Annotated in this window: 24 protein-coding genes; 10 read left to right on the plus strand and 14 right to left on the minus strand. The window is 66.5% G+C overall.

Going from position 1 to position 26,498, the window contains the following annotated elements; all coding sequences use genetic code 11:
• Positions 1-129: 129 nt before the first annotated feature.
• Both DFR24_RS05805 and DFR24_RS05810 read left to right on the plus strand, forming a co-directional pair.
• Positions 130-432: a hypothetical protein gene (locus DFR24_RS05805; RefSeq protein ID WP_133880364.1), complete on the plus strand. Its 303-nt coding sequence runs from the start codon at positions 130-132 to the stop codon at positions 430-432.
• 26 nt (positions 433-458) lie between these two features.
• The gene (locus DFR24_RS05810) at positions 459-1,490 is read left to right on the plus strand and encodes a GGDEF domain-containing protein (RefSeq protein WP_162851069.1); all 1,032 of its coding nucleotides are present in this window, start codon (positions 459-461) and stop codon (positions 1,488-1,490) included.
• Between the two features lie 61 nt (positions 1,491-1,551).
• Here DFR24_RS05810 and DFR24_RS05815 read toward each other — a convergent pair whose 3' ends face one another.
• Together DFR24_RS05815 and DFR24_RS05820 are read right to left on the minus strand one after the other, a co-directional pair.
• Positions 1,552-2,442: a polysaccharide lyase family 7 protein gene (locus tag DFR24_RS05815; RefSeq protein ID WP_133880366.1), complete on the minus strand. Its 891-nt coding sequence runs from the start codon at positions 2,440-2,442 to the stop codon at positions 1,552-1,554.
• A 141-nt stretch (positions 2,443-2,583) separates the two neighbouring features.
• On the minus strand, positions 2,584-2,802 hold the full coding sequence (locus DFR24_RS05820) for a hypothetical protein (RefSeq protein WP_133880367.1): 219 nt from the start codon (positions 2,800-2,802) through the stop codon (positions 2,584-2,586).
• A 389-nt stretch (positions 2,803-3,191) separates the two neighbouring features.
• Here DFR24_RS05820 and DFR24_RS05825 point away from each other — a divergent pair, with 389 nt between their 5' ends.
• Positions 3,192-4,865 carry a Na+/H+ antiporter gene (locus DFR24_RS05825; RefSeq protein ID WP_133880368.1) on the plus strand — a complete coding sequence of 558 codons (1,674 nt, stop codon included), beginning with the start codon at positions 3,192-3,194 and terminating at the stop codon, positions 4,863-4,865.
• Between the two features lie 172 nt (positions 4,866-5,037).
• Positions 5,038-6,225, plus strand: a complete 1,188-nt coding sequence (locus DFR24_RS05830; protein ID WP_133880369.1) for a GGDEF domain-containing protein — start codon at positions 5,038-5,040, stop codon at positions 6,223-6,225.
• Between the two features lie 141 nt (positions 6,226-6,366).
• On the opposite strand, the gene DFR24_RS05835 is transcribed toward DFR24_RS05830, so the two are convergent.
• The 5 genes from DFR24_RS05835 to DFR24_RS05855 all read right to left on the minus strand — a co-directional run bounded on the left by DFR24_RS05835 (position 6,367) and on the right by DFR24_RS05855 (position 14,133).
• Positions 6,367-7,470, minus strand: coding sequence for a hypothetical protein (locus DFR24_RS05835; protein WP_133880370.1), 1,104 nt, complete (start codon positions 7,468-7,470; stop codon positions 6,367-6,369).
• Entirely contained in the window at positions 7,467-8,093 is a 627-nt protein-coding gene (locus DFR24_RS05840) for an RBBP9/YdeN family alpha/beta hydrolase (protein ID WP_133880371.1), read from the minus strand. The genes DFR24_RS05835 and DFR24_RS05840 overlap by 4 nt, the downstream gene beginning before the upstream one ends.
• Positions 8,094-8,228: 135 nt before the next feature.
• Complete coding sequence (locus DFR24_RS05845; protein ID WP_133880372.1) at positions 8,229-9,623, minus strand: efflux transporter outer membrane subunit; 1,395 nt, start codon at positions 9,621-9,623, stop codon at positions 8,229-8,231.
• Positions 9,624-9,647: 24 nt separating this feature from the next.
• Positions 9,648-12,836 (minus strand): efflux RND transporter permease subunit, encoded by a 3,189-nt coding sequence (locus DFR24_RS05850; RefSeq protein WP_133880373.1) that lies wholly within the window; start codon positions 12,834-12,836, stop codon positions 9,648-9,650.
• Positions 12,837-12,882: 46 nt separating this feature from the next.
• Positions 12,883-14,133, minus strand: a complete 1,251-nt coding sequence (locus DFR24_RS05855) for an efflux RND transporter periplasmic adaptor subunit (RefSeq protein WP_133880374.1) — start codon at positions 14,131-14,133, stop codon at positions 12,883-12,885.
• Between the two features lie 268 nt (positions 14,134-14,401).
• Between DFR24_RS05855 and DFR24_RS05860 the strand changes: the two genes are divergently transcribed.
• Positions 14,402-14,956, plus strand: a complete 555-nt coding sequence (locus DFR24_RS05860; protein WP_246051525.1) for a TetR/AcrR family transcriptional regulator — start codon at positions 14,402-14,404, stop codon at positions 14,954-14,956.
• Positions 14,957-15,057: 101 nt separating this feature from the next.
• On the opposite strand, the gene DFR24_RS05865 is transcribed toward DFR24_RS05860, so the two are convergent.
• The gene (locus DFR24_RS05865; RefSeq protein WP_133881483.1) at positions 15,058-15,948 is read right to left on the minus strand and encodes a dihydrodipicolinate synthase family protein; all 891 of its coding nucleotides are present in this window, start codon (positions 15,946-15,948) and stop codon (positions 15,058-15,060) included.
• Positions 15,949-16,218: 270 nt separating this feature from the next.
• On the opposite strand from DFR24_RS05865, the gene DFR24_RS05870 reads away from it, so the two are divergent.
• Positions 16,219-17,367, plus strand: coding sequence for a metallophosphoesterase (locus DFR24_RS05870; protein WP_133880376.1), 1,149 nt, complete (start codon positions 16,219-16,221; stop codon positions 17,365-17,367).
• A 66-nt stretch (positions 17,368-17,433) separates the two neighbouring features.
• Entirely contained in the window at positions 17,434-17,847 is a 414-nt protein-coding gene (locus DFR24_RS05875; protein WP_133880377.1) for a hypothetical protein, read from the plus strand.
• An 80-nt stretch (positions 17,848-17,927) separates the two neighbouring features.
• Here the strand turns inward: DFR24_RS05875 and ilvD are convergent, their stop codons facing one another.
• Complete coding sequence (gene ilvD / locus DFR24_RS05880; protein ID WP_133880378.1) at positions 17,928-19,769, minus strand: dihydroxy-acid dehydratase; 1,842 nt, start codon at positions 19,767-19,769, stop codon at positions 17,928-17,930.
• A gap of 112 nt (positions 19,770-19,881) precedes the next feature.
• Here ilvD and DFR24_RS05885 point away from each other — a divergent pair, with 112 nt between their 5' ends.
• Together DFR24_RS05885 and DFR24_RS05890 are read left to right on the plus strand one after the other, a co-directional pair.
• Positions 19,882-20,787, plus strand: a complete 906-nt coding sequence (locus DFR24_RS05885; RefSeq protein WP_133880379.1) for a LysR family transcriptional regulator — start codon at positions 19,882-19,884, stop codon at positions 20,785-20,787.
• A 265-nt stretch (positions 20,788-21,052) separates the two neighbouring features.
• Positions 21,053-21,622: an SRPBCC family protein gene (locus tag DFR24_RS05890; protein ID WP_210772432.1), complete on the plus strand. Its 570-nt coding sequence runs from the start codon at positions 21,053-21,055 to the stop codon at positions 21,620-21,622.
• Positions 21,623-21,902: 280 nt separating this feature from the next.
• On the opposite strand, the gene DFR24_RS05895 is transcribed toward DFR24_RS05890, so the two are convergent.
• The 3 genes from DFR24_RS05895 to DFR24_RS05905 all read right to left on the minus strand — a co-directional run bounded on the left by DFR24_RS05895 (position 21,903) and on the right by DFR24_RS05905 (position 24,590).
• Positions 21,903-22,841 carry an alpha/beta hydrolase gene (locus DFR24_RS05895; RefSeq protein WP_133880380.1) on the minus strand — a complete coding sequence of 313 codons (939 nt, stop codon included), beginning with the start codon at positions 22,839-22,841 and terminating at the stop codon, positions 21,903-21,905.
• 100 nt (positions 22,842-22,941) lie between these two features.
• A complete protein-coding gene (locus DFR24_RS05900) occupies positions 22,942-23,319 on the minus strand; it encodes a nuclear transport factor 2 family protein (RefSeq protein ID WP_133880381.1) in 378 nt (125 codons plus the stop codon).
• 248 nt (positions 23,320-23,567) lie between these two features.
• Positions 23,568-24,590 carry a methyltransferase gene (locus DFR24_RS05905; protein ID WP_133880382.1) on the minus strand — a complete coding sequence of 341 codons (1,023 nt, stop codon included), beginning with the start codon at positions 24,588-24,590 and terminating at the stop codon, positions 23,568-23,570.
• Positions 24,591-24,891: 301 nt separating this feature from the next.
• Between DFR24_RS05905 and DFR24_RS05910 the strand changes: the two genes are divergently transcribed.
• The gene (locus DFR24_RS05910; protein WP_133880383.1) at positions 24,892-25,584 is read left to right on the plus strand and encodes an SET domain-containing protein-lysine N-methyltransferase; all 693 of its coding nucleotides are present in this window, start codon (positions 24,892-24,894) and stop codon (positions 25,582-25,584) included.
• Between the two features lie 91 nt (positions 25,585-25,675).
• Here DFR24_RS05910 and DFR24_RS05915 read toward each other — a convergent pair whose 3' ends face one another.
• Both DFR24_RS05915 and DFR24_RS05920 read right to left on the minus strand, forming a co-directional pair.
• Entirely contained in the window at positions 25,676-26,116 is a 441-nt protein-coding gene (locus DFR24_RS05915) for a hypothetical protein (protein ID WP_133880384.1), read from the minus strand.
• A gap of 117 nt (positions 26,117-26,233) precedes the next feature.
• On the minus strand, positions 26,234-26,476 hold the full coding sequence (locus tag DFR24_RS05920; RefSeq protein WP_136249373.1) for a hypothetical protein: 243 nt from the start codon (positions 26,474-26,476) through the stop codon (positions 26,234-26,236).
• Positions 26,477-26,498: the final 22 nt, after the last annotated feature.

Here is a 26,498-nt window from a genome sequence, read left to right on the forward strand (position 1 = left end):
CATGGCAACGTCCGCCCGCTCGCCGCGCCTTGCAAGCGTGGCTCGATCGAACGTTCATACGTTTCAATATCTTGGCGACGGTACGGTCGATGCAATGCTCGAGCGATCCCTACTCGTGCCGAGCATCACATGCGCATTCCTTCCCATTGGCCGCTGCTGTTGATGCAGGTGCCGCTGGCCTTCCTGTTCTGCCATGAGGTGCTGGGTTACGACCTCTGGCTGTCGGCCTTCCTGACCGCTCTCACGCTCAATCCGCTGACCCTGATGATTCCGGCGCTGATCACGCTTCACGCGATGGTCAACGCGCCGAGCACGATGGACAGCGTCACGCTGCTGATTCCGGTCGCCGCCATCGGCACGATCGCCTGGTTGGCGCGGACACCGCTTCCGCCACGGGCCGTCGATGGCCCGACCTTGCCGATCGCCTCCTGACAATGGCGTTCGACAGCAAAGCAGCGGTGGTCCCCCGCCCTGTTACCGGATATCGCGCCGCGCCGCACCGCTCCAACCTGCTGCCACCGCTGCGCAAAGCGGCCGGCGGCATCGTGATCGACGAGCATCTCGACAGCGTCGTACGCCTGCTCGCCACGGCGTCCGGCATCCCGCTCGCCGCCTACTTCGCGCTCGACGAAGGAAAGCTGGTCTGCAGGGCGTCCTCCGGGGCGGTCGGCCCGGACTTCGTGCTGTTGGCAGGACTTTGGCACCACGCGCTGGACACCGATGGCCTGGTGAAGATCGAGGACGTGCTCGAGCAGGAATGTCTTGCCGAGCAGGTGCGATTTCTTCCCGAGACCCGTCTGCGTTCGTACGCCGCTTTGCGCGTGAAAGCTCCCGATGGCGCGCCGATTGGCGTGCTCTGCCTGCTGGGGGCGACGCCGCAGCAGTTCTCGTCCCGCGCCTGCACCGCACTGGATGACGCACGCCGCCTGCTCGAGCGGGATCTTGCGCTCCGCCACCAGGCCGAGCGTGATCCGCTGACCGGCCTGTCGAACCGCCGGCGCATCGACGACGTGCTGACGCGCGAATGGAAACTCGCGGTCCGTGACCGGACCTGCCTGAGCGTTCTGGCGATCGACATCGACCACTTCAAGCTCATCAACGATCGCCATGGGCACGCCGCCGGCGACCAGGCGCTGCACGCGCTCGCACAGATCCTTCCCGCCGTTTTCCGGCGGCCCGGCGATTGCGCGAGCCGCATCGGAGGCGATGAATTCATCGTCTGCCTGCCGCGCACCGATTCCGCTGCGGCCGTCACGCTCGCGCAGCGCCTGCGACAGGCGCTCGCCGACATCTGCTTGACCCCGACCGGGACCGAGCCCGTCCGTCTGACGCTGAGCATCGGCGTCGCCACGGCCGAACCCCAGGCCGGGATGCCTCGCACGCTGGGCGGACTGCTCGCCGCAGCGGACGCTGCGCTGTATGCGGCCAAGGAAGCCGGGCGCGACTGCGTCAGCGTCGACGACTGCAGCAGGTCCTGGCGCAACCCATAGCGTCGAGTCGCTCCGGTTTGCGCCGGCACGGAAAATCCGCGCCAGACGGCAGCGGCCGTGCTCAGTGCGATGCCTGGATGGCGAACAACGTCGCCTGCGCGTAGTCCGTGCTGTCGCCCGTGTTGTTCTGGTTGTAGACGCCGGCCTTGAAATACAGGTCCAGGCCTTCGTACAGCGGATCGATGGTCTGGTTGAACACGGCGACTTCCCCCCGCGGACGCCGGATCGTGACCTTGAGCTGCAAACCATGAAGGTCGATCTCGTACCCAAAGGGCTCGCCCAGACCGATCCCGTTTCCGTCCTTGTTGGAGACGATGTCCGCCGACAACGTGCTGTCGCCCGACCGGACCCGATCGGTTCCGACGTAGAGGCGGCCGGTTCGCTCGTGCGGCTCCTTGTCGAAATAGAGCCTGACGACCTCGGTATCCGGTCCGTGTATCTGACCGATGACCACCCGACCCCGCTTTCCGGAATCCCCGGTCGCGGATACGGCGTCCACCTGCAACGCCACCTTGAGCCGTCCACCGGTGGAGGTCGTCCAGTTGTTCGCGGAATCCGATGCCGAGCCGTCGGGCTTTCGCATCTCCCGGAATTCGCAGCGCGGATACTTGCTGCCGCGGGTGTGTCCCGCGATATTCGGACTGCGCATGACCAGTCCGCCGTTGTACGGGTCGGTGTAGAAGACGTTGGCCAACTGGTAGCCCTGCTGCAGCTGCCGGCTCGAGATCTCGTCGCCGCTGGGCAACGTGAGTTTCCAATGCGTCAGATCGAAGTTTTCGTGCGGCGCCTTGACCGTCGATCCTCCGTAGGCGGGCTCCGGAAGCTCGGGTTGCGATCCCTGGGCGACCTCGCCCGGATCGCTGGAAGCGTCTTCCTGGCAGCTCGCGGCGAAGACGATCATCGTGATTCCCGCGAAGATCAGGACAAGCCGCACTGCTGGATTCGCCGTCATACGATTCCTCTGCCGTCCGGATGACGGCGTGCCGGTGGCGCTGGCGGTCGGCGACTCAGGGTCACGAACCGTCTTCGCTTGGATGAGCACGTCGGGAGCGAGCGTGATCACCTGAAATGAACGGACAGCATCGGGTCCCGCTCAGCGGGGCCGGTCGATGTCCTTGCGTAGCGCGAGCTTCCTGCTTCCTGACAGCAGGCTGTCGCGCACTGTCAGGAAATTGAAAGCCAGGCCAAGCTCGTGGCAGAGATCGTGCCGGGCGGACAAATCTCCGGCCAACCGGGAGATTCCGGTTGATTTCGATCGGGCCGTCGACCGTGCGATCGCGTGGAAACCGGCATTTGTCGCCGCAAACTGCATGGAATCCGGAACGCGAAACCGGATATCGCACGTTCGCGATGGCCGTCAGTCCCGCCCGCAGATTCGTCCGGAATCCTCTCCTTCGCCGGTGCGCGGTGTCGATCCGAGGCCGCTACGAGACCCGGTGCCTGACGATGATCCCGTCCGTGCGCGATAATTTCTCCAAGCCGAAAGGTCGATCACCTGCTCCTGAGCGCAAGTGCTCGTCCGCTTTCCGCCGGATCTGCCGGGCAGCGCCAGCGCCCAGCTCGCATCGGCACCACCCGCTCGCAGATGCATCAAGGAATGGACGAGATCGTCCTTCTCCCGCCCGTCGGCGCCGCCAGCGTCCCCGCAACGATCAGAACAATGTCTTCCCGAATCACCGTGACCTTCAGGAGCGCCCCGCGATGAGCGCCGTCATGGTCGTGCTCGCGCTGTTGCTCTGCGTCGCGGCCTCGGCCGTCGTCGTGCGCGTGTCGCGGCTGCCGCTTCCGCTCACGCAGATCGTGCTCGGGGCGGCCGTGAGCGTTCCGGATTTCGGTTTGCACGTGGAGCTGGAGCCGCACCTGTTCATGTTGCTGTTCGTGCCGCCGCTGCTGTTTGCCGACGGCTGGCGGATGCCCAAGCGCGAATTCTTCCAGCTGCGCGAGCGCATCCTGGCGCTGGCGTTCGGCCTGGTGCTGGTCACCGTCGTCGTCGTGGGTTACCTGCTGCACTGGATGATCCCCGCGATGCCGCTGGCGGTGGCGTTCGCCCTCGCGGCCGTGTTGTCACCGACCGACGCAGTGGCGGTCACGGCGCTTGCCGGCGGGATCGGCGTTCCCAAACGGCTGATGTACATTCTCGAAGGCGAGGCGCTGATGAACGACGCCTCGGGCCTGACCGCGTTCAAGTTCGCGATCGCCGCAGCCGCCACCGGCGCGTTTTCGCTGACCCAGGCCTCCGTGGCCTTCCTGCTCGTTTCGATCGGCGGCCTGCTGGTCGGCATCGCGATGGGCTGGGGAATGGCGGTGTTTCAGCGCTGGCTCGGCGGCTGGACGCGCATCCAGGCGCAGGGCGCGGTCGTGCTCACGCTGCTGTTGCCTTTTGCGGCCTACCTGCTCGCCGAACGCATCGGCACCTCGGGCATCCTAGCGGCGGTGGCCGCCGGCATGACGCTGAATCTGCGCAGCGCCGCACTCGAAACGGATCCCGAAACGCGCATCGCCACCACGCATATCTGGGCGATGCTGCAGTACGTGCTGACCGGCCTGATCTTCGTGCTGCTCGGGCTGCAGTTGCCGGACATCATCGGCAAGGCGCTGCACGAGGAATTCCACGACGACGGCCTCGCCGGTGCCAGCCGCCTGCTCGGCTATGCGGCGGCCACGTCCGCGGCGTTGATCGCGGTCCGCCTGATCTGGGTGTGGGCCCTGTTCCGCATCACCCATATCTATGCCCGCTGGCGCGATGGCGTGCATCGACGGATGCCGCACCTGCGTCTGTTGCTGGCGACCGCACTGGCCGGCGTGCGTGGCGCCATCACCCTGGCGGCGGTTCTGTCGGTCCCGCTGCTGCTGGGCGACGGCACGCCGTTTCCCGCGCGCAACCTGATGATCTTCATCGCCACGGCCGTGATCCTGCTGTCGCTGATCGTTGCGGCCGTCGGACTGCCACCGCTGTTGCGCGGCATCGCGCTCGGCGAGGACCGCGAGGTGCAGGAAGAGCAGCTCGCAAGAGTGCGTGCCTGCGAAGCGGGCATGGCGGCCGTTGCCGACGAGGCACGCCGCTTGAGCGGCACCGTCGGCAACAGCAGCGCAGTGACGCCGCAACTCGCGGCCGCCTCGCAGATCATCGACACCTACCAGCAACGACTCTCGGGCCTGAACGGAGACGAGAGCACGCGTCAGACGGCCACCGAGCAGGCCGCTCTGTTGCTGACGCTGCGGCTGCGCGCGCTGCGTGCGGAGCGGGCCGAGATCCTGCGCATGCACCGCCGCGACGAGATCAACGACATCGTGTTCAACCAGCTGATCTACGAGATCGACGTACGCGAAGCGGCATTCAAGCCCCGCGCGGGTCGAACCGAAGCGCACGGCTGATGCGGGACCGCGACTCCCTTCACGTGACCTCCCTCTGGAACGCCCCAAGCGCCCGGCGCGCGGGCGTGAACCGGTTCAACCCGGGAGGCTCGGATCGCCGTTCGGCGAGCGTTCGTACCACGGCTCGCATCCGCGCGGGCACGCCTGCCCCGCGTCCGGCCGGGGAGCGTCCGTGCCGCTAGATCCGCCGAGCGTGCTGGTTGCGCTGCTCGCCATGCATTCGCTGTACATGGTGCTGGAGCTCGGCATGTGGCTGCGCCGCCGGGATGACGATGCCCTCGCCTTCTGGGCGTTCGCGAATGCACTGGCCGCCACCTCCGCGTTGTGCTTCGGCATGCGCTACGCCTGGCCCTACGTCGTCACCGTGAGTCTCGGAAACGCCGTGCTGCTCGGCGCGTGGATGGCGATCTGGGCCGGCATGCGCCGCTTCTCGCAGCGCCGCGTCCCGCTGTTCGCGGTCATCGCGCTCCCCTTGTTGCTGGGCGCCGTGCTGCAGTTCACACCGGGGCTCCATGACAACTATGTGGCGCGCGTGGTCATCGTCACGGTGGCCTGGGTGGCCGGACTGCTATTGATCGTCTTCGAATGTGCCCGTGCCGAGCGGGTCGAGCGCCTGGTGATGCGCCGCGCGTTGATGGTTGCGTTCCTGGTGCTCGCCTGCTTCGTCCTCGTCCGTGCCGGCCTGACGTTGCGGGGTCCTCCGGCCGAAGACCGGATGCTGGTCGGTCAACTGGCCCTCGTGACCTTCTTCGTCAACATGCTCATCGGCATGACCTGGAATCTGGGCCTCCTGATGATGGTCAACGAGCAGCTCGAAGCGCGCCTGCGATGGACGGCGGATCGCGATGGCCTGACGAACCTGCTCAATCGTCGCGGCTTCCAGGAATGGAGCCAGCGCGTACTGCAACGCGCCCGGCGTGATGGCGCGCCGGTGTCGCTGCTGGTGATGGATCTGGACCACTTCAAGACCATCAACGACCAGTACGGCCACGACATCGGCGACGATGTGCTGTGCGTGTTCTCGAACATCGCGCAACAGGCCCTCCGCCCCACCGACATTCTGGCGCGCCACGGTGGCGAGGAATTCTGCGCACTGCTCCCGAACGCCTCCGAGGACGAAGCCCTGGCGGTGGCCGAGCGTCTGCGGTGCGACTTCGCGAAGACGCCGATCCCGTTCGAGGGACAGGTCTTCAGTGCCACCGTCAGCATCGGGGCCGTCGAGATCGGCGCGGATGAAGACATCGGCCAGGCGCTCCGGCGAGCAGATGCGGCGCTGTATCAGGCCAAGACCAACGGGCGGGATCGCGTCGAGACGCAGGCGATCACATCCCGCATCACGATGCCCGCCGTCGCCGGCTAGCCGGGCCGGCGACGCGCTCACGCTGCCTTCGCGGCGGCGTCCCTCACGGCCGATCGCAGTGACATCGTCGGCGCTGCGCCCACGCAACGCAGGTCCGTCGTGGATTCGCCGGCTCCCGGCGACCGCTTCGACGTGCTCCGGCTACAGCACGTAGTCGAGCTTCGGCGACTCGAGCGGCCCGACGCCGGCCGCCAGGTAGACCTCGTTCATGCGTCGATGCGCCGGCGTCGCGACCGGAGCCAGGCTTCGCGCACGCACGTTCGCGCCGAGCTTGACCAGCGAGATCATTGCGGTCGTCAGGCTGCCGACGACGTCCACGTCTTCGAGGAACGGCGCGAGGATCTCGACCGGAATGCGATGCGGAATCTCGGCGCAGCCGGCCAGCTCGCGCGGCAGCGGTGTTCCGTTCGAGCGCGGGTGCCGCTTCACCGCGACCGCGTGGCCTGCGTCGAGATGGCGGCGCACGGTCCCCTTGAGCGCCTCGAACAGCTCGGGATGCGCACGCAGGAAAGCGTCGTGAGGCAGCAGGAGCAGCATCCGCAACGTGCCGATGTGCGTGGCGTCCACGCCCGCCATTTCCATCGCACGCGCGTAGACCGCGCGTGCAGGCGGCGAGCGAAACCAGGCCGGCTCCAGCCGCTGCACATGCTTGCCCGCCAGTCCTTCATGAACCTGGTACGGCAGCATCACCCAGGCATCGCGGACGGCATCCGATCCGCCGACATGGCGCGGCTGCTCGGCGTCCACGCCGTAGATGAGCCGGCGCGCGCGCTCGGACAGCCACGTCAGCCAGGCTCCGCGCGACGGCAGGGGCATCGGCACGTAACTGAACAGGCCATCGTCGACATAGGCACCGACCCCGGCGCCGAGATCATGCAGCGCAGCGTAGAACTCGGCACGGCGATCGTTGCCCGCGACGACCACGGCAGGTTCGATGCGAGCCGACAGCGCGCGCACCTGCTCCATCACGCGGCGGGCGCCGCGCAGCTTGTCGATGGGACGCTTTCCGATGCGGCCGAAGCGATGGAACTCGGCGATCGACTCGAAGCCGATCGCCCTGGCCGCTTCGACGATGTAATCCACCTCGCCCGGCCGTTGATCGATCAAGGCCAGTACGTTTCGCGAGCCGGCGAACGGCCCCGCGGCCAGGCCGATGGACCAGAAACTGTGCAGCGGCGTCGACGGCAGGAACAGGGCGCCGGCCGCCGCACCGGAGCGCGACGCCGAATCCGTCGTCGATGTCACGAGCGTGCGGCCTGTTGCGGGCCTGCTGTCGACGAACGGGTGGGATGACGAAGGACATCGGCATGCGTCGAGTCGACGAGGTCGCTCAACAACGCGAGGCCTTCGGACCAGGGGCCGTATCCACTCTCCGCGTTGACGTGACCGGCAAGCCCGAGGTCGTGCAGGCGGCTGGACCAGCGCTGCGCCAACTCGCCGGCATCTCCAAAGCCCAGCCAGGGATCGTTGCGGCTTGCGACCAGCAGCGAAGGAACGTCGATCGGGCCCAGGCCATCGAAGCGGATATCGAATTTCGCCGGGCTGGCCGGTGCAACCAGCATCACGGCACGCAGATGGGTCAGCAGCCGCGGCGCCGCGTGGACGGCCGCCAGGCAACCGAAGCTGTGCGCAACGAGCACGAGGTCGCGCGGACCGCGCAGGGCGACCTCGACGATCCGCTCACTCCACGACGCCAGGTCCGCACGGTGGCAATCGTGCTGCACGACCCGTCCGGCGCCCAGAGACTGTTCCCAATGACTCTGCCAATGGCTCGGACCGCTGTCGTGCAGACCCGGAACGAGCAGCAGCTCCGGCGAGCCGGCGGCCCGGAACGAGTTCTTCAACGACTGTTTTGCCGCGTTTCCCATGAACGTGCTTCTGCTGACCTGATGACTTCAGCCTAAGCGACGATCGAGCGTCGTCAAAAGAACAACTGTCTATCCTGTTATGAATTCATCGCGCAGTGATTCCGCACTCGTTAGATGAGTTTCAGCGAACGCGGCTCAGGATTGCCCCAGCCCACCCAGGGCCTTGTAGATCGCCGTCACGCTCACATTCACGGCGGCCTCGGCCTGGGCCACGGCGTCCTCGGCTTCGAGCTGAGTGCGCTGCGCGTCGAGCAGAACCAGGAAGTCGGTGACGCCCTCGCGATACTGGATCGCGGCCAGTTCCGCCGCGATGCGTGAAGCGGCCGCCTGCTCGCTCAGGCTTTTGAGCCGCGCCTGCTGGCTGGCGTAGGCGACGAAGCGGTTCTCGGTATCTTCGAGCGCGCTCAGCACCGCCTTCTCATAGTTGGTGGCGGCCACATCGGACAACGCCTCGCTGGCACGCAGACGCGCCCGTACCGATCCCATGTCCAGGGCAGCCCAGCGCACCGTTGGCGCCACCGACCACGCTCTTGCGTCGTTGCCACCCGTGTCGAAGAGCTGGCCAATGTCGCCGGACAGGAAGCCGACGAAGCCGGTGATGCTCACTTTCGGGAACAGGTCGGCCGTGGCGACGCCCACTCTGGCCGTCGCCGCCGCGAGTTCACGCTCCGCGGCACGGACGTCCGGCCGGCGACGCAACACGTCCGACAGATCGCCGACGGCGACGGCCTTCGCGTAGGCGGGCGCAGCGACCGCGGCGAGTTCGGCGTCGAGCGCTCCGGGCCGTTCACCGAGCAGCACGGCGAGCCGGTAGTAGCCCTGCTTCTGCGCGGCATCGAGCAAGGGGATGCTGGCCTCGACCGATTTGAGGCGCGCTCGGCTGCGCTGAACGTCGAGTGCGGTGACTCTTCCAGCATCGAAGCGCAGCTGCGTGAGTTCGAGCGTCTTGGCTTCGCTGTCCAGATCACGACGTGCGATGGCCACGCGTTTCTGGACGCCGCGAAGTTCGAAGTAGTTGCGTGCGACTTCTGCCGCAACGGTGATCTGGACATCGCGCAGCAAGGCTTCCTGCACGCCGACGTCTGCCTGTGCAGCTTCGATCGAGCGCCGCACGTGGCCGAACAGATCCAGCTCCCAGCTGGCGTCGAATCCGAGGCGCGCACTTTCCGAATCGACACGCGTGGAGCCCAGGCCCGGCTGCTGCTGATCGCTGCGCGAGTAACCCGCCTCGATCGGCACGTGCGGTCCCAGGTCGTACTGACGTTCGCCGAAGACGGCACGCGCCGCGCGAACACGATCCAGCGCGATACGCAGATCCAGGTTCGCGCTCAACGCCGTGGTGACGAGCCGGTTCAGCGTGGCGTCGTCGAACTGGCTCCACCAGGCCGCTTCCGGGCTCTGCGTGACGAACGCCGGGTATGACGCGTTGAGCATCACGGCCGGCGCGGTATCGGGCTCACGGTAATCAGGCCCCACCGCGCAGGCGGAGAGAAGAAGAGCGGTCCATCCGTAGAGAAGGATATTTTTCATGACGTGGAATTCCTTGGAACGCGCTCAGTGCGCAGCCGCGATGGGCTGGTCGCCAGGGGCCGCCTCGATCGCCTTGCGGGCGCGTCGCGCGCCCGTCGCCTTGCGCACCAGCAGATAGAACAGCGGCGTCAGCAGCAGGCCGAAGAAGGTCACGCCGAGCATTCCGGAGAACACCGCGACGCCCATCGCGTGACGCATCTCGGCACCTGCACCGCTGGCGAACACCAGCGGCACGACACCCATGATGAACGCCAGCGACGTCATCAGGATCGGACGAAGGCGCAGCTTCGCCGCGTCGAGAACGGCGCGCAGCGGACGTTCGCCCTGGATCTCGCGCTCGCGTGCGAACTCCACGATCAGGATCGCGTTCTTGCTGGCCAGACCCACCAGGACGATCAGGCCGATCTGCGTGAAGATGTTGTTGTCGCCGCCGGAGATCTTCACGCCGAGGATCGCGGACAGCAGCACCATCGGCATGATCAGGATCACAGCCAACGGCAACCCGAGACTCTCGTACTGCGCGGCGAGCACCAGGAACACCAGCAATACGACCAGCGGGAACACCAGCACCGCGGTGTTGCCGGCGAGGATCTGCTGGTAGGTCAGCTCGGTCCACTCGAAGCTCATCCCGTTCGGCAGTTCCTGCTGCGCCAGGCGCTCCATCGCCGCTTGTGCCTGGCCCGAGCTGTAGCCGTTCGCGGGGCCGCCGTTGATCTCGGCGGTCGGATAGCCGTTGTAGTGCATCACGCGATCCGGCCCCGACGTGCTCTTCACGGTCACGAAGGAACCCAGCGGAATCATGTCGCCAGAGGCATTGCGCGTCTTGAGCTTCACGATGTCCTCGGGCTGCAGACGGAACGCCGGCTCGGCTTGGGCGTTGACCTGATAGGTGCGGCCGAACAGGTTGAAGTCGTTGACGTACAGCGAGCCCAGGTACACCTGCAACGTGTCGAAGAGATCCTGCAGCGCCACGCCCTGCGACTGCGCCTTCTCGCGATCCACGTCGGCGTCGACCTGCGGCACGTTCACCTGGTAGCCCGAGAACAGGTGCTGCAGTTCCGGGCTCGCGTTGCCCTTCGCGATCAGGTTCTGCGTCTGCTTGAACAGCTCTTCGAAACCGACGCCGCCGCGATCCTCGATCTGCATGCGAAAGCCGCCGATCGTGCCCAGCCCGATCACCGGGGGCGGTGGGAACACCGCGACGAAGGCTTCCTGGATCTTGCCGTACTGCTGGCCGAGCGCACTCGCGATGGCCTGCGCCGACAGCGACGGATCCTTGCGCTGCTCGAACGGATCGAGCGTGACGAAGACGATGCCCGAGCTGGAACTGTTGGTGAACCCGTTGATGTTCAGACCGGGGAACGCCACCGCGCTCTCGGTGCCAGGCTGCGCGAGAGCCAGTTCGCTCATGCGACGGATCACCGCCTCGGTGCGGTCCAAGGTCGCGGCATCCGGCAACTGCGCGAAGGCCACCAGGTATTGCTTGTCCTGCGGCGGCACGAACCCCGTCGGCGTCTTCGCAAATCCGAACGCCGTCAGCGCGATCAGGCCGCCGTAGACGAACAGCGCGATGCCGCCTGCGCGCAGCACGCGCCCCACACCTTTCACGTAACCCTTGGATGCACGCTCGAAGAAGCGGTTGAACGGACGGAAGAACCAGCCAAACGTCGCGTTGATGCCGCGCGTGAGTCGATCCGGCGCCGCGCCGTGTTCCTTGAGCAGCAGCGCGGACAGCGCCGGCGACAGCGTCAGCGAATTGATCGCCGAGATCACCGTGCTGATGGCGATCGTCAGCGCGAACTGCTTGTAGAACTGGCCGGTCAGTCCGCTGATGAACGCTGTCGGGATGAACACCGCCGACAGCACCAGCGCGGTGGCGACGATCGGGCCGGTGACCTCGCGCATGGCTTGCCGCGTGGCCTCCACCGGCTTCAGGCCCTTGCTGATATTCCGCTCGACGTTCTCCACGACGACGATCGCGTCGTCCACGACGATGCCGATGGCGAGCACAAGGCCGAACAGTGACAGCGCGTTGAGCGAGAAGCCCAGCAGATACATCACGGCGAAGGTGCCGACCAGCGACACCGGCACCGCGATCAGCGGAATGATCGAGGCGCGCCAGGTCTGCAGGAACACGATGACGACCAGCACCACGAGCAGGATCGCCTCGATCAGCGTGTGCACGACCGCCTCGATGGAGCCGCGCACGAACACGGTCGGGTCATAGACGATGCGATAGTCCACGCCCTGCGGGAAATCCTTCTTCAACTCCGTCATGCGCGCACGCACGCGCTCGGAAATCTCGATGGCGTTGCTGCCCGGCCGCTGGAAGATCGGGATGGCGGCAGCAGCCTGGTTGTCGAGAAGAGCGCGCAGCGCGTAGGTATCCGCGCCCAGTTCCAGGCGCGCCACGTCGCCGAGCCGCGTCACCTGCCCGAGTTCGCCGGTCTTCAGGATGATGTTGCGAAAATCATCCTCGCTGACAAGGCGACCCTTGGTGTTGATCGAGAGCTGGAACGAGGTGCCGCTCGCCTTGGGCGGCGCGCCGAGCTGGCCGGCCGCCACCTGCACGTTCTGCGCGCGGATGGCGCGCACCACGTCGCTCGCCGTCATGCCGCGGCTGGCGATCTTTTCAGGGTCCAGCCACACACGCATCGAGTAGTTGCCGGCGCCGAACACCTGGACGTCGCCCACGCCATCCAGACGCGCGAGTTCGTCCTTCACGCGCAGCAGCGCGTAGTTGGCGAGATACAGCGTGTCGTAGCGATCGTCGGGCGACACGAGGTGCACGACCATCGTCAGATCGGGCGATGCCTTGTTGGTGGTCACGCCCAGGCGCTGGACGACTTCCGGCAATTTGGGCAGCGTCTGCGCCACGCGGTTCTGCACCTGGACCTGCGCCTGGTCGATGTTCGTGCCCAGCGCGAACGTCACGGTGAGCGTCATCACGCCGTCGGCCGTCGCCTGAGAGGACTGGTAGAGCATGTCCTCCACGCCATTGATGGCCTGCTCCAGCGGACTCGCGACGGTCTCGCCGATGACCTTGGGATTGGCGCCCGGAAAGACCGCGCGAACGACAACGGTCGGTGGCACCACTTCCGGGTATTCGCTGATCGGCAGCTGCGGCAGCGCGAGCAGACCCGCGAGAAAGATCAAGGCTGAAAGCACGCCCGCGAAGATCGGCCGGCTGATGAAGAACTGCGAGAGTTTCATGGTGCGTGCTTCCTGTAATGCGGCAGCGAACGGATACCGGCGTTACTTAGCGCTGCGAGCGCAACGTGGCGCCTTCGACGCTGCTGGCGGCGATCCGGGTGGACGGCGAGACGCTGGCGACCTGGCGCAGGCCCGCTGCCTGCTCGTTCATCGCGACGCGCGTCGGCGCCACGACATCGCCCGGCTTCACGTGTTGCAGACCGTTGACGACGACCACGTCATCGGCACCAAGGCCTTCGCGCACGACCCGCAGGCCGTCGATCTGAGGACCGAGTTCGATGAAACGCGACGCCAGCCGGTTGTCGGGGCCGAGCACGAGCACGAACTTGCGGCCCAGGTCGGTGCCCACCGCGCGGTCTTCGATCAGCACCGTGTCGCGGTTCTCTCCACCCACCAGGCGAATGCGCGCGAACAGTCCCGGCGTGTAGCGGCCGTCCGGATTGGCGAACACTGCGCGGGCGCGGATCGTGCCCGTCGTCGGGTCGACCTGGTTGTCGACGAAGTCCAGCCGTCCTTCGTGCGGATAGCCGGTCTCGTCGACCAGGCCCATGAACACGCCGCGCGCCGCGTCGCCCTCACCGGAACGTGCGAGCTGCGCGTACCGCAGGTAAGTGCGTTCGTCGGCGTCGAAGTACGCATGGACGGCGTCGTCGGAGACCAGCGTGGTCAGCAGGCTCTGGCTGGTGACGAGGTTGCCGGCGGTGATCAGTGCACGGGACACGCGGCCGTCGAGCGGCGCGCGCACCTCGGTGAACTCGCGGTTGAGTCGGGCCGACTCCAGCGCGGCGGTCGTTGCGTCGAGTTGCCCTCGCGCCGACGACACCCCGGCACCGAGACGGTCGTACTCCTCGCGCGAGATGGCGTTGGCGACGATCAGGCGCTCGGCGCGTGCCTGGTTCGCGCGGGCCAGATCGAGATCGGATTCCGCCCGGGCCAGTTCGCCCTTCAGGCGATCGGTCTCGGCCTGGAACGGCCGCGGGTCGATGACGAACAGAAGCTGGCCCTTCTTGACGCGCGCTCCGTCCGGAAACGCGACGCGGTCGACGTAGCCGGCCACGCGCGGACGGACTTCCACTGTGTTCACGGCCTGCAGGCGGCCGGTGAACTCCTGCCATTCGTGCAGCGGGCGATGAATCACCGGCGCGACGGTGACTTCGGTCGGTGCCGGCGCCGCGGTCTCCGGCTGCGCCTGGCTCTGGTGGATCGTGGCGGCGGCCGCGATGGCGGCCAGGACCGGGAGCGCCGACAGCAGGGCGCGGCGGGTGAATGTGCGGGCTTCAATCTTTGCGATGGACATCTGACGACTCCTGGACTCGTTGCGACCCGGCGTCGCGAGTTGCGGCGCCACCGACTTCCCTTTCCGCTGCCGAGGCCCCTGATCAGCGGCCTTGACAGCGGTTGGCAACGAACCGACTCTAGGCGTCGGGTGTTACCGGTCAGTCACTCTTGAATGACAAGTTAGTGACCGGTCAGTAACACGTCAAGCGGAGATTCTCATGAATCCAGGTAAAAGCAGGCAAGCTGAGGCGGCAGAACGAGTTATTCCCGGATCGCCGAAGCCGCGAGTGCGGGATCGCATCTTTCAGACGGCGCGCGAGCTGTTCTACCGGCAGGGCATCCGGGCGGTCGGGGTCGACACGATCGCCAACGAAGCCGGCACCAACAAGATGAGCTTCTACCGCAGCTTCACGTCGAAGGACGAGCTCGTGGCGGAATATCTGCGCGACCAGGAAAAGCAGGGCTGGGAGTGGTGGGACGAGGTCATCGCGGTGCACGCCGGCAACCCGCGCGCACAGGTCGAAGCCCTGTTCGACGCCCATGTCAGCCGCACCTGTGAATGCGATTCGCGCGGCTGCGCGCTGGCCAACGCCGCAGTCGAGATTCCGGAAGAAGGTCATCCCGCCCGCGAGGTGGTCGAGCAGTACAAGGCCGAGATGCGGCGTCGCTTTCGCAGCCTTGCCCACCAGATGGGCGTGCGCGAACCCGACGAGCTCGGCGATTCGCTGATGCTGCTGTGGGAAGGCAGCTATCTCACACGACTGACCTTCTCGGCCACGAACGGACCGGCGCAGGGCGCGGCCAATGCGGCCAGGATGCTGATCCGGGCCCACTCGGCCTGAGACGACTGCAACGCGGGCCGCTAGCCGGCCCGCCATACGTCACCTGCAATGGAGTGGCGTGCGTCTTTGAAGAGAGCGCCGTCATGCGCCCTCCCCCATCCTCAAACCAGCTTCAACTCCGCGAGCACGCTCCCGAGATGTACGCGCGCGGCGCCGTCCAGCGATCGGATCGGCAACGGCAGGCTCGGACGATCCGCCAACCCCAGAAGCTCCGCCGCCGTCGCGATCACGCGAAGTCCGCCGTACTGACGAAACAAGGCCCAGAGCGGCTGCAGGCGCTCGGATCGCCGCACAGCCTCTTGCGCCTCGCCCGCTTGCGCCGCGCGAACGATGTGCAGCGCGGCTTGCGGAAACAGGCCACCGACAACCGAGTACCAGTTGTCGCATCCCGCGTTGAGCCCGTCCGCGCCCGCCCAGTCACCGCTGACGCCGATCGCGACCCGGGAAGGAACCAAGGCGCGCAGCCGTTCGACGCGAGCCCTGGCTGCATCGCGATCCGCGGACACGGGAGGAATCTTGATGGCGCGGACCTGCGGAAGCTGGGCGATCCGGCCATGCAGCTCGTCACTGAATTCGAAATGGGTCGTGCCCGGGTTGTCGTAGATGCAAAGCGGCACCGACAGCGTCCGGGTCACGGCCTCGTAGAGACCGAAGACCTCCTCGGCCGTGAGCTTCTGGTACGACACGGGCGCGAGCAGCACCGCGCTCGCCCCGGCTTTCTGGGCGTCCTGCGCAAGATCGATCACATCGCGCAGGCGCAGCGCGCCGATCCCGACCATCACCGGCACATTGCCGGCGTTCTCCACGGCGAGCTGCGCGACGCGCAAGCGCTCGGCCCGCGCGAGATAGGGATAGCTGCCCGTCGATCCCAGCGCGCCGATCGAATCGACGCCGGCCGACGCCAGGCGTTCGATCAGCCGAACGAACGCGGGCTCGTCGACGCCGGCCTCGTTCATCGGCGTCAGCGGGAAAGCGCTCAGCCCGGAGAACATGGCGCATCGCTCCCGATGGAATTCGCCGCCGCAGGTTTCGGCCCCGCTGGCGACGGCTCGCCGTAGCGCAGTTGCGGCGTGCAGCCCGCGATCCCCGGCGCGACCCATACCCACCGCCACTGCGTCGTTCGAGTCGTCGGGTTCACGGTTGCCATCAGCAGATTCTTCCATTCCGGCGCCTTGGGTGCATCTGACCGGCGACGGCGCTGCGCCAACGAATCATCCGGCCGCCACTTGAAAAGCCCCGCGCGCCATTCATTGATAGAACTCATGCGCCGTCGGCCCATTCCCACTCTGCTGGTCGTCAGCTTGCTGCTGCATGCTCTGATCGCCTGGCGCCTGCTGCCCGCTCTCGATGGCGGTGCCTGGGTCGTCGCGATCGGAAGTGTGGCTTTCGGGCTGTCCGCGGTCCTCGTGCCGGCGCCCTTGCTGGTCCGCCTTGCGGGCCTGCCGCGAAAGGCGGGCGACGTGCTCGCCTGGGCCGGCTATCTGGCGATGGGCCTGTTCTCGACGTTGTTCGTCGCCACCCTGCTGCGCGAACTGGTGCTGGCGGCCGTGCTGATCGGAAGTGTCGTTGCGTCGGCGCCGGTCGACTTCGACGTCTGGCGCACGATGACAGCACGCTTCGTCGTCGCACTGGCCGCCACCGTCAGCCTGCTCGGCCTGTTCAACGCGCGTCGCACGGCGCGCGTCGTGCGCATCGACATCCCGCTCGCCGATCTTCCGTCGGCGCTGCAGGGCTTCACGATCGCGCAACTCTCCGACGTGCACGTGGGGCCGACGATCAAGCGTGGTTTTCTCGAAGCGATCGTGCGACGCGTCAACGCGCTGGATGCCGACGCCGTGGCCATCACCGGCGATCTGGTGGACGGCACGGTGGCGCGGCTGCGCGATCATGTCGCTCCGCTGGCCGATCTTCGTTCGCGTCACGGCACGTTCGCGGTGACCGGCAATCACGAGCACTACCACGGTGCGGAGGCCTGGGTGACCGAGTGGCGCCGTCTGGGACTGCAGGTGCTCGACGATCGCAACGTGGTGCTCGAGCACGCCGGCGCCCGCTTGCTGATCGGCGGTGTCACCGACTATTCGATGCATCGCGGCGAAGATCATCGACGCGCCGCGGTCCAGGCTGCGCAATCCGCGAATGCGGTCTCCGCCAAGGTGCTGCTCGCACACCAGCCGCGTTCCGCCGACGCCGCGTCGGCGGCGGGTTTCGATCTGCAGCTGTCCGGTCACACGCACGGTGGGCAGTTCTGGCCATGGAACCTGTTCGTGCCGCTGCAACAGCCGTTCGTGGCGGGACGGCATCGGCTGAAGCAACTCTGGGTCTATGTCAGTCGCGGGACCGGCTACTGGGGACCGCCGTTGCGATTCGGCGCGCCGTCCGAGATCACCTTCATCCGCCTGCTTGCCGCCTGAAGGCTCGCCAACGCCGCTTTCTCTCTGGTACTGTATATCCATACAGTGTCCGTCTGGAGCAGCGAAATGACCTCGACAACCGCAGCAACAAGCCGATCCTTCATCCGGTATGGCATCGCCACCGCCTTGATCCTGGCCGCCGCCGCTTGGCCGGCGCATGCCGATGCCTTCCTGGTGGGCGCCGGCATTCTGCTGGGCTTGTCGATGGCGGTCCGGCTGAGTTCGCGCGACCGCAGACGATCGATGACGATGCAGGATTGCCCGCTCGATGCGCTGCCGCCCCACTTCGCGACCGACAGCACGGCCTCGACTTCTGCATACCGCCATCACGCGTGGCGCAACGAGCTCACCGGCGAGCTGCTCGAACGATCACGACGGCGACTCACGTCCTCCGCCGGTCGCAGGCACGGCGCACGCCCTTCGGCTCCACGGACCTCGATGACGTATGTCCGCATCGGAGCGGCCGACGGCATCCGCTGAGACTTCGCCTGGTGCAGCGCGTCGTAGGCCTCTGACGACGCGAGCCCATCCCGCTTCGAATCGGGGAAGGGCCGTGCCGGTCACGCATCCAGCAACGCGCAATTCCTGACCGCGCCCCTGTCGGCGCTGGTGGTCAAAGCGGCGTAAGCCTTGAGCGCCATGCTGACCTTGCGCTGGCGCGCGCTCTGCGGCTTCCAGCCTCTGGCGATCTGCGAAGACCGACGCTGCGCCAGCACCGCGTCGTCGACCTCCACGTGGATGATCCGACGCGGAATGTCGATCACGATCACGTCTCCGGTCTCGATCAGCGCGATGTTGCCGCCCTCGGCTGCCTCGGGCGACACGTGGCCGATCGAGAGTCCGGAGGATCCGCCGGAGAAGCGGCCGTCCGTGATCAGCGCGCAGTGCTCAGCCAGGGCCTTGGACTTCAGGTAGCTCGTCGGATAGAGCATCTCCTGCATGCCGGGACCTCCGCGCGGTCCCTCGTAGCGGATGATCAGCGCGTCGCCACGATTCACGTTGCCGGCCAGGATCGCTTCCACGGCCGCGTCCTGACTCTCGAAGATCACCGCGGCGCCCCGGAACACCCGTAGCCGATCCGCGACGCCGGCCGTCTTCACGATGCATCCGCGCTCGGCCAGATTTCCGAAGAGCACGGCGAGCCCGCCATCGGCGCTGAACGCCGCATGTTGCGCACGCACGCAGCCCTTCGTCCGATCGAGATCCAGAGCCGGATAACGGCAGGCCTGCGAGAACGCACGCTGGCTCGGCACCCCCGCGGGGCCGGCACGATAGAACGCATGCACCGCCGCATCCTCGGTGCGCATCACGTCCCAGTTATCCAATGCTTCGGCCAGCGTCGCCGAATGAACCGTCGGCGTCGACGTGTCGAGCAGCCCGGCCCGGTCCAGTTCGCCGAGGATGGCCATCACGCCGCCGGCGCGATGCACGTCTTCCAGATGATGAGGCCCCGACGGCGCGACCTTGCACAGCGTCGGCACGCGTCGTGACAGCCGGTCGATGTCCCGCATCTCGAACGCGATGTCGCCTTCCTGCGCCGCGGCCAGCAGGTGCAGCACGGTGTTGCTCGAACCGCCCATCGCGATATCCAGCGACATCGCATTCTCGAAGGCGGCCTTGCAGGCGATGTTGCGGGGCAACGCTCGCGCGTCGTCATCGCGGTAGTACCGAAGGGCGAGTTCGACGATCCGGCGACCGGCTTCGCGGAACAGCGTCTCGCGATCGGCGTGCGTCGCCAGAAGTGACCCGTTGCCGGGCAAGGCAAGGCCCAGCGCCTCGGTCAGGCAATTCATCGAATTGGCGGTGAACATGCCGGAGCACGACCCGCAGGTCGGGCATGCCGAGCGCTCGATGGCATTCACGTCCGCGTCCGACACGCGTTCGTCCGCCGCCGCCACCATCGCGTCGATCAGGTCCAGCGCCACCGGCTTTCCCGCGAGCTGCGTGCGTCCCGCTTCCATCGGGCCGCCGGACACGAAGATCACCGGGATGTTCAAGCGCAGCGCGGCCATCAGCATGCCCGGTGTGATCTTGTCGCAGTTCGAGATGCACACCAGCGCATCGGCGGTGTGCGCATTGCACATGAACTCGACGCTGTCCGCGATCAGGTCGCGGGACGGCAGGCTGTAGAGCATGCCGTCGTGACCCATGGCGATGCCGTCGTCGACGGCGATGGTGTTGAACTCCTTGCCGACGCCGCCGGCCTTCTGGATTTCCTCGATCACGAGTTGTCCCAGGTCCTTGAGATGCACGTGGCCGGGCACGAACTGCGTGAACGAATTGGCGACGGCGATGATGGGCTTGCCGAAGTCGCCGTCCTTCATGCCGGTAGCACGCCACAGGGCGCGTGCGCCGGCCATGTTGCGGCCGGACGTGCTGGTGCGCGATCGAAGTGCGGGCATGGGTTTGTGGCCTTTGCGTGCGGAGTCGGTGTCCGCGATGGCCGGATTGTGGTCGTCACCTTCCATACTTCCCAATACAATCTTCTGCACCCCGGTATACGGATCGCGAATAGTGGACCTCAGGCAACTCCGGTATTTCATCGCGGTGGCGGAAGAGCGCAGCTTCTCGCGCGCCTCACTGCGGCTGCACGTGTCGCAGCCGCCGCTGTCCACCCAGCTCAAGGCACTCGAGGACGAACTGGGCGTGCGGCTGCTCGATCGCAGCAACCGGGGCGTGACCCTGACCACCGCCGGGCAGGTGTTCTTCGACGAGACGCGGGCGGTGCTGGCCCGGCTCGAACGGGGCAAGGTCAAGGCGCGAAATGCGGGACGCGGAGATGTCGGCACGCTGTCGATCGGCTTCGTGTCGATCGCCGACTACGGCATCCTGCCGCCGGCATTGAAGGAGTTTCGGACCCTGTATCCGGGCGTCGAAGTGCATCTGCACGAACTGACCACCGACACGCAGATCCGCGAGATCCGCGCGTCGCGGCTCGATCTGGGCATCGGCCTGGGACCGGTCGAGGGGACCGATCTGCTGTTCGAACCGGTCATCCAGGAAAAGCTCGTGCTGGCCGCACCGACCGGACATCGCCTGATCCGCGGCAGCAAGGCAGTGGACCTGAAGACGCTTTCGAACGAGAGCTTCGTCATTCCGCCGCGGGACATCGCACCCGGCCTGTTCGATCTGGTCATCGGCCGTTGTCGTGCCGCCGGCTTCGCGCCGCGGATCACGCAGCAGGCCCGGCAGATGCAGACGGTGATCAGCCTGGTTTCCTGCGGCATGGGCTTCGCGCTGGTCCCGGCGTCGGTTCAGAACCTGCGCCGCAAGGGCGTCCAGTACCGGCCGTTGCGCGGAGCGGCCACTGCCATCGACATCGGCGTCCTGAGATCACGCGACAGCGACGAGGCGCTGAGCGGGCACTTCGTCTCGACCTTGCTGCGCGTGGCCCGGGCATCGGAGCCGCGGAGCCGTTGAATGCGCCCGTCTCGCCCGCCGTCGAGCACGCGGATCAGGGTCGCGGGTCGTCGATGGCGACGCGTCCGGTCACATCGGCACATTCCGATGCGCCTGCCCGTTCGAGTAGGTCCGATTCGCACCGCGGTCGATCATCCTCGCCGTGGAAGCCGGCATCGGGTTCGTCCCGATGCCGTGGACACGCCAACGGCGTCATCGCCATGCGAGACTTCCGCGCCGCGGCGAACAGACCGCAGCAATACATTTGACCAGACAGGAGATCGCAATGATTCAGAAGTGGCTGCCGATGCTGTGCGCGGGGATGCTGATGGTGGCGTGCTCGAAGAAGGAAGGCGACGCCGCGGCGCCGGCCGAGGCTGCACCGGCGATGACAGCCGAAGCGCCGGCGGCACCGGCCGCTGCCGAGACGCTGACCGTCACCAAGGAAATCGTGCTGCCGATCGCGCCAGCGGCACTGTGGGCCAAGGTGGGCGATTTCAACGGCCTCAACACCTGGCACCCGGCGATCGCCAAGTCGGAGATCGTGTCCGGCACCAACAACGAAGTCGGCGCCCATCGCAAGCTGACCCTGGCCGACGGCGCCGTCGTGGTCGAGGAACTGGCGGCTCGCGATGATGCGGGCCACAGCCTGGCCTACACGATCGTCGAATCGCCGCTGCCGGTCACGGACTACCGCTCCACGCTCTCCGTCGCCGCGGAAGGCGAAGGCAGCAAGCTGACCTGGAGTGGCACGTTCAAGCCTGCCGCAGGCGTCGAGCCGGCCAAGGCCACCGAGATCATCGGCGGAATCTACCAGGCCGGCATCGACACCCTGGCCAAGCCCGCCGGCGGCTGATCCCCGCGTCGAGGCGCCCGACGGCAGCTCGAATCGAGCTGCCGTTTTTGTTCGTGCGCCAGGCAAAGGCCACGAGCGGTCCGTCGCGGGCGAGTCCGGTTGCGATTCCGGGCTTTCCTAATTTCTTCCTGCTCAACGACCACGACGGGCCAGTCGGCGATTCGCCGAGACGATGGCCACTCCACCGCTGGAGGCGTTCGAGAAAGCCTAGCCCGGGATTCCCGCTCTCAACGGGGAGAAGGTCCCGGGTTTCACCGGGCTGCGGAATGGAGTAGCGGCGTCAGCTTCGCAGCGTCTCCCGCAACCACTCGATCGCCCGATCCATCATGCGACGCCCCGGCTCGAGCATCGCGTAGAGCCCGAAGGAGCCGTGAATCGTGCCGTCGTATCGCTCGACGACCGTCCGCACACCCGCCGATTGCAGCGCTCGTCCGTAGGCTTCGCCCTCATCCCGAAGCGGATCGTATTCGCAGGTCTGCACGAGCGCGGGTGCGAGCCCTGAAAGATCCGAAGCCAGGATCGGAGAGGCATCGACGTTGAAACCATCGGCATCGGAGGAGAGGTAAAGCGAGCGGAACCAGTCCATGTCCGCGCGTTCCAGCCGATAGCCCACCGCGTTCTCGACCATCGATGGCATCACCACGTCGTCGAGTCGCGTCGTCGGATAGACCAGGAGCTGAGCCGCGATCCGCGTGCCCTCGTCACGCATCCTGCGTGCGACGACTGCCGCGAAATTGCCTCCGGCGCTGTCGCCACCCACAGCGACTCGCGCAGGGTCGCCTCCGAAAGTCGCCGCAGAGGCGCACGCCCATCGCGTCATCGCGACGGCGTCGTCGATGCCGGCGGGGAACCTGTGTTCGGGCGCGAGCCGATAGTCCACCGAGACGACGATGACGCCCGCCCCGCTCGCGAGTTCGCGGCAGACGTTGTCGTGCGAATCGAGATCGCCGATGACGAAGCCGCCACCGTGGAAGAACACGAGGACCGGGAATGGCCCCTCGCCTTGCGGCGTATAGATCCGGACTTTCACCGGGAGCGACGAGGCGCCCTCGACACCGCGATCCTCCACTTTTGCCAGAGGCCGCGTGCAGGGCGGCAGTGAACGCAGCACCCGGCTGTAGGCGGCACGGCATTCCGTCACGCCGAGCTCGCGGAACGACCAGCCTCCCGCGGCCGCGACGCGCTTCAGGAACTCCTCGACTTGCGGGTGTAGCGCCATGGCGGACTCTCAGCAGAACGGCCGGATCAGGTGGAGCAGCATGTCCGCAGATTGGACCGGAGAATTCCCCCGGGCAATCCGGCGGCGCCCGCTCCGGCTCTCAGCCAAAGTCCTTCCACTCGACCAGCAGCCCCGCGTCGTCGAATCTCAGGATGCTGCAGATCGTGATGCCGATCCTGTCCCCTGCACTGCCGAATCCCGGAATGTCCGCCCGAGCCGTACCGCCCCAGCTCGCGACCCGCACGATGACATCGCCATCCACCACGGAACGCTCCAGCTTGCCCATCTGCCGATCCGGCATCAGCTCCCCGGCGAACATCTGCAGGACTGCGATCAGATCGTCCCGCTTGCTGTACGAGAAACCGCGATTGACGTGGGAGAAATCGAGGTCCGGATGGACGAGCGACTTCAGCGTGTCGAAATCCTTCGCGTTGTACGCGGCAACGATGCGGTTCGACAGGGCGACGAGATCTTTCACGGAAGATGTTCCTCTGGATCGGGCGACAGGTGAGGAAGCGCTGCGGCAAGGCCACAGCAGGATGCTTCAGGACCGTCGAACTGTAACGGCGAACCGTCACGCGAGTCCGGCATGTCGACACAAGACGCACGCACGGTATGCCGGCCCCACGACAGCGGCAGATGCCGCGAACCTCGCATTGCCGGCGACGCGACGGCGATCACGGCGCTACGCCGCGATCTTCTCCAAAGCGAAAGAGCCCGGTTCGGCTACTTGTACGCCACGCCGGCGCTGGCCGCTCCGGCGAGCGGAATCACTTCGGTTCTGCTGAAGCCCACCTCGCGGCACCAGCGGGACAGGTCGGCGCCCGTGAAGTCGAACGCGTCGCCGAACTCGATCAGCATGTTGAGCGACATCATCAATCCGAACGCGTTGTCGCGCCTTGCATCGTCGATCAGATTCTCGACGACGATGAGCGCGCCGCCCTGCGGCAAGGCGTCGTAGGCGGCCCGGATGAGATGCATCTTCTTCTCCAGATTCCAGTCGTGGAGAATCAGGCCCATCGTGATGACGTCGGCCTTGGGCATCGGGTCGGCGAAGAAGTCGAGCGGCTGCGCCGTGACTCTGTCGCCAAGGCCCGCCGCCGCAATCTTCTTCTGCGCAATCGCGGTCGCTGCCGGCAGATCCGCCGATATGCAGCGAAGGTGCGGATGCTTCTGCGCGACGAGCATCGAGAGCAATCCCGATGCCCCCCCGACATCGCAGAGCGTGCGATAGGGCGAGAAATCGAACCGGTCGGCCAGCGCCTGGAAATTGCCGGTGGAGATTCCGCTCATCGCGTCCATGAACTGCTGGAGACGCTCGGGCTCGCTGTACAGCTCCGCGAACATCGACTGGCCCGTCTGCTTGATCTCGTTCTGCGGACGGCCGGTGCGCAGCGCCTCGGTCAGCTCGCCCCAGAACCGATAAAGGCGCGCATTGGCCATTTCCAGGAAACCGCCGATGAACTGCGGTTTGTTCCGATCGAGGAACGTCCCGGTCTCCCCGGTATTGCGATAGCGCGCGCCGGGGCCGTCGCCGTCCCGTTCGAGAAAATGGAGCGCAACCAGCGTGTCGAAGAAGTCGGGATTGGCCCTGGCGCTCAGCTTCAGGGCCGCCTGCAACTCGGCGCCCGTCATCGCCCTGGCGCCAAGTTCCGTGAAGAGGCCGAGTTCGATTGCGGAAAGAAGGACCTTGGCCGGCCAGAAGGCCATGCCGACCTCCATGATGCGAGACGGAGAGACTGGGTTCATGACGGGCACTCGCGAAGAACGAAGGAGGAGGGACTGCCGTATTCAGCGCTCACTTCAGCTCGGCTCGATGGGCGTGCCCGCAAAGTCATTTCGTCGTGACCTCAGGGCAGCACGCTGCCGATGTTCTGGTGACCAATATAGCTCCGATGCCGGTACCCGGCACGGCCATTTTCTTCGCTCCGGCCGATGCCGCCTTCGCCGTCGATGCGGCGCCATCGAACCGGAAAGATAGACTTCCGCGGACCCCCATCCTGCCAGCGGAAAGCCGCCGAATGTCCTTGCCCGAAGAGGCCGTGCCCGAATGACGCCGACGGGTTCCTACACCCCCCTGGCCAGGATGTCCGGCTGGGGTGGCGAAGCGCAGCTCGTCGCCACCGCGGACGTCGAAGCCGGCGTCCTGCTCATCGGCGAGTACCCGATCGCCTTCGCGGAAACGCGCGAGGGGGAAGACGAAGCCGGTCCGTGGCTGCTGCTCGAAACCATCCTGTGTTCACCCGAGATGTTCGAGCGCGTGAGCGCCCAGGATCTGAAGATGACCAAATGGCCGCTGTCGGCCGGCGATCACCAGACGCTGGATCGTCTCGCTCGCAAGTACGGGCGCAACACGAAGAAGCTGACACAGCTCTATCACCGTGTCGCCGCCAACAACGTGCGCTACACGCAGGCCGGCGTGACCGGTTACGGCATCTGGCCGATCATCAGCCGATCGAATCATTCCTGTGATCCGAACGCGCGGCTGCGCGCGAGCGCACCCCATCCCCTGGCGGAGCTGCTGCTGGCGACGCGCCCCATCTCCAAGGACACGGCCATCTGCTGGAACTATTTTTCCGACGATTCGTTCCTCGCGCTGGACTGGCTCGGCCGCAATGCGCAGCTGCAGCGGCACTTCCAGTTCCTGTGCCGTTGCACGCGATGCGAGGCGGAGCGCCCTGCGCAGATCTCTGCCATGTCGAACGCCGAACGGGTGGCGTTTCTCCAGCGCTCGGGACGCTAGGCGCATTTCGCGCCCTGTACGGTGACTCCCTCTCCCGCCCTCCGGCGAACGAGGAAGCAACGCAGCGTCTTGCGTGATCATCTCCGATCCATCAGGCGCGACGACGGCTACGCCAGACCGGCAGCCAGAGTTCCGTCAGCAACGCGACTCCCACCAGCATCGGCAACACGAACAGCACGACCGGTGTCCCGATGCCGACGCTGCCCTCGCCGACGTCCATCAGCATCGGAATGGCCACGACGCCGGCCGCGAGGACGGCGGCAGACAGCAGACCGGTGAGCAGGCGACGTTCCTTCGGAGACGGGTTCGGCAGCAGGACGACGGCGAGCAATATCCAGACGGGACCGGTCACCCCCGCGCTACACACCAGCACCATCAGCAGGCCCAGCGCGGCATCCGCCCATTCGCCCTTGGACAGTCCTGCCGCGAGCACGACGAGACTGGTCAACAGTCCGAAGAACGCGAGGATGGCGCCACCGACGGAACCGACGGCCAGCAGCAGGTAAAGACCCTTTCGCAGTCTGAGGAACATGGGCTCCGCCTCAGCTGCGTCCCGCTGATCGATCGGCGAGACGCAGCGTTACTGATGTTCCGTGCCCGGAGGAAAATCCGGACGAACGTCTCCCGGGGCGCCCTGCCCGCGCAAGGATCAGCCCTTCGCGACCCTGGGTGCGATGTCGGCCCGCAGAGCGCGCAGCGGCTTGCTCGGATCGAGCCCGGCATGCATGCACAGGTTCATGCCGACCTTCGGCCCCACCCGGAACACCTCGCCCGCGAACAGCCACGCCGGATAATTGTTCATGCCGGTGTGTGCCATCTGCGCAGCACTGAAGAGGAGATGTCGCACCCGGTCGGGGTTCATCCCTTCGTAGTCGCCCAGTCCCGGATCCACCCAGTCAACCATTCCGCGCCCC

The sequence above is a fragment of the Panacagrimonas perspica genome (assembly GCF_004364935.1).
Lineage (GTDB): Bacteria > Pseudomonadota > Gammaproteobacteria > Nevskiales > Nevskiaceae > Panacagrimonas > Panacagrimonas perspica.

Excerpts from the sequence above, each read along its gene's own strand:
- DFR24_RS05805 (WP_133880364.1), top strand. The coding sequence starts at position 130 with ATGCGCATTCCTTCCCATTGGCCGCTGCTGTTGATGCAGGTGCCGCTG.
- DFR24_RS05815 (WP_133880366.1), bottom strand. The coding sequence starts at position 2,442 with ATGACGGCGAATCCAGCAGTGCGGCTTGTCCTGATCTTCGCGGGAATC.
- DFR24_RS05820 (WP_133880367.1), bottom strand. The coding sequence starts at position 2,802 with ATGCAGTTTGCGGCGACAAATGCCGGTTTCCACGCGATCGCACGGTCG.
- DFR24_RS05825 (WP_133880368.1), top strand. The coding sequence starts at position 3,192 with ATGAGCGCCGTCATGGTCGTGCTCGCGCTGTTGCTCTGCGTCGCGGCC.
- DFR24_RS05840 (WP_133880371.1), bottom strand. The coding sequence starts at position 8,093 with ATGGGAAACGCGGCAAAACAGTCGTTGAAGAACTCGTTCCGGGCCGCC.
- DFR24_RS05845 (WP_133880372.1), bottom strand. The coding sequence starts at position 9,623 with ATGAAAAATATCCTTCTCTACGGATGGACCGCTCTTCTTCTCTCCGCC.
- DFR24_RS05850 (WP_133880373.1), bottom strand. The coding sequence starts at position 12,836 with ATGAAACTCTCGCAGTTCTTCATCAGCCGGCCGATCTTCGCGGGCGTG.
- DFR24_RS05855 (WP_133880374.1), bottom strand. The coding sequence starts at position 14,133 with ATGTCCATCGCAAAGATTGAAGCCCGCACATTCACCCGCCGCGCCCTG.
- DFR24_RS05865 (WP_133881483.1), bottom strand. The coding sequence starts at position 15,948 with ATGTTCTCCGGGCTGAGCGCTTTCCCGCTGACGCCGATGAACGAGGCC.
- DFR24_RS05870 (WP_133880376.1), top strand. The coding sequence starts at position 16,219 with ATGCGCCGTCGGCCCATTCCCACTCTGCTGGTCGTCAGCTTGCTGCTG.
- DFR24_RS05875 (WP_133880377.1), top strand. The coding sequence starts at position 17,434 with ATGACCTCGACAACCGCAGCAACAAGCCGATCCTTCATCCGGTATGGC.
- ilvD (WP_133880378.1), bottom strand. The coding sequence starts at position 19,769 with ATGCCCGCACTTCGATCGCGCACCAGCACGTCCGGCCGCAACATGGCC.
- DFR24_RS05890 (WP_210772432.1), top strand. The coding sequence starts at position 21,053 with ATGATTCAGAAGTGGCTGCCGATGCTGTGCGCGGGGATGCTGATGGTG.
- DFR24_RS05895 (WP_133880380.1), bottom strand. The coding sequence starts at position 22,841 with ATGGCGCTACACCCGCAAGTCGAGGAGTTCCTGAAGCGCGTCGCGGCC.
- DFR24_RS05905 (WP_133880382.1), bottom strand. The coding sequence starts at position 24,590 with ATGAACCCAGTCTCTCCGTCTCGCATCATGGAGGTCGGCATGGCCTTC.
- DFR24_RS05910 (WP_133880383.1), top strand. The coding sequence starts at position 24,892 with ATGACGCCGACGGGTTCCTACACCCCCCTGGCCAGGATGTCCGGCTGG.
- DFR24_RS05915 (WP_133880384.1), bottom strand. The coding sequence starts at position 26,116 with ATGTTCCTCAGACTGCGAAAGGGTCTTTACCTGCTGCTGGCCGTCGGT.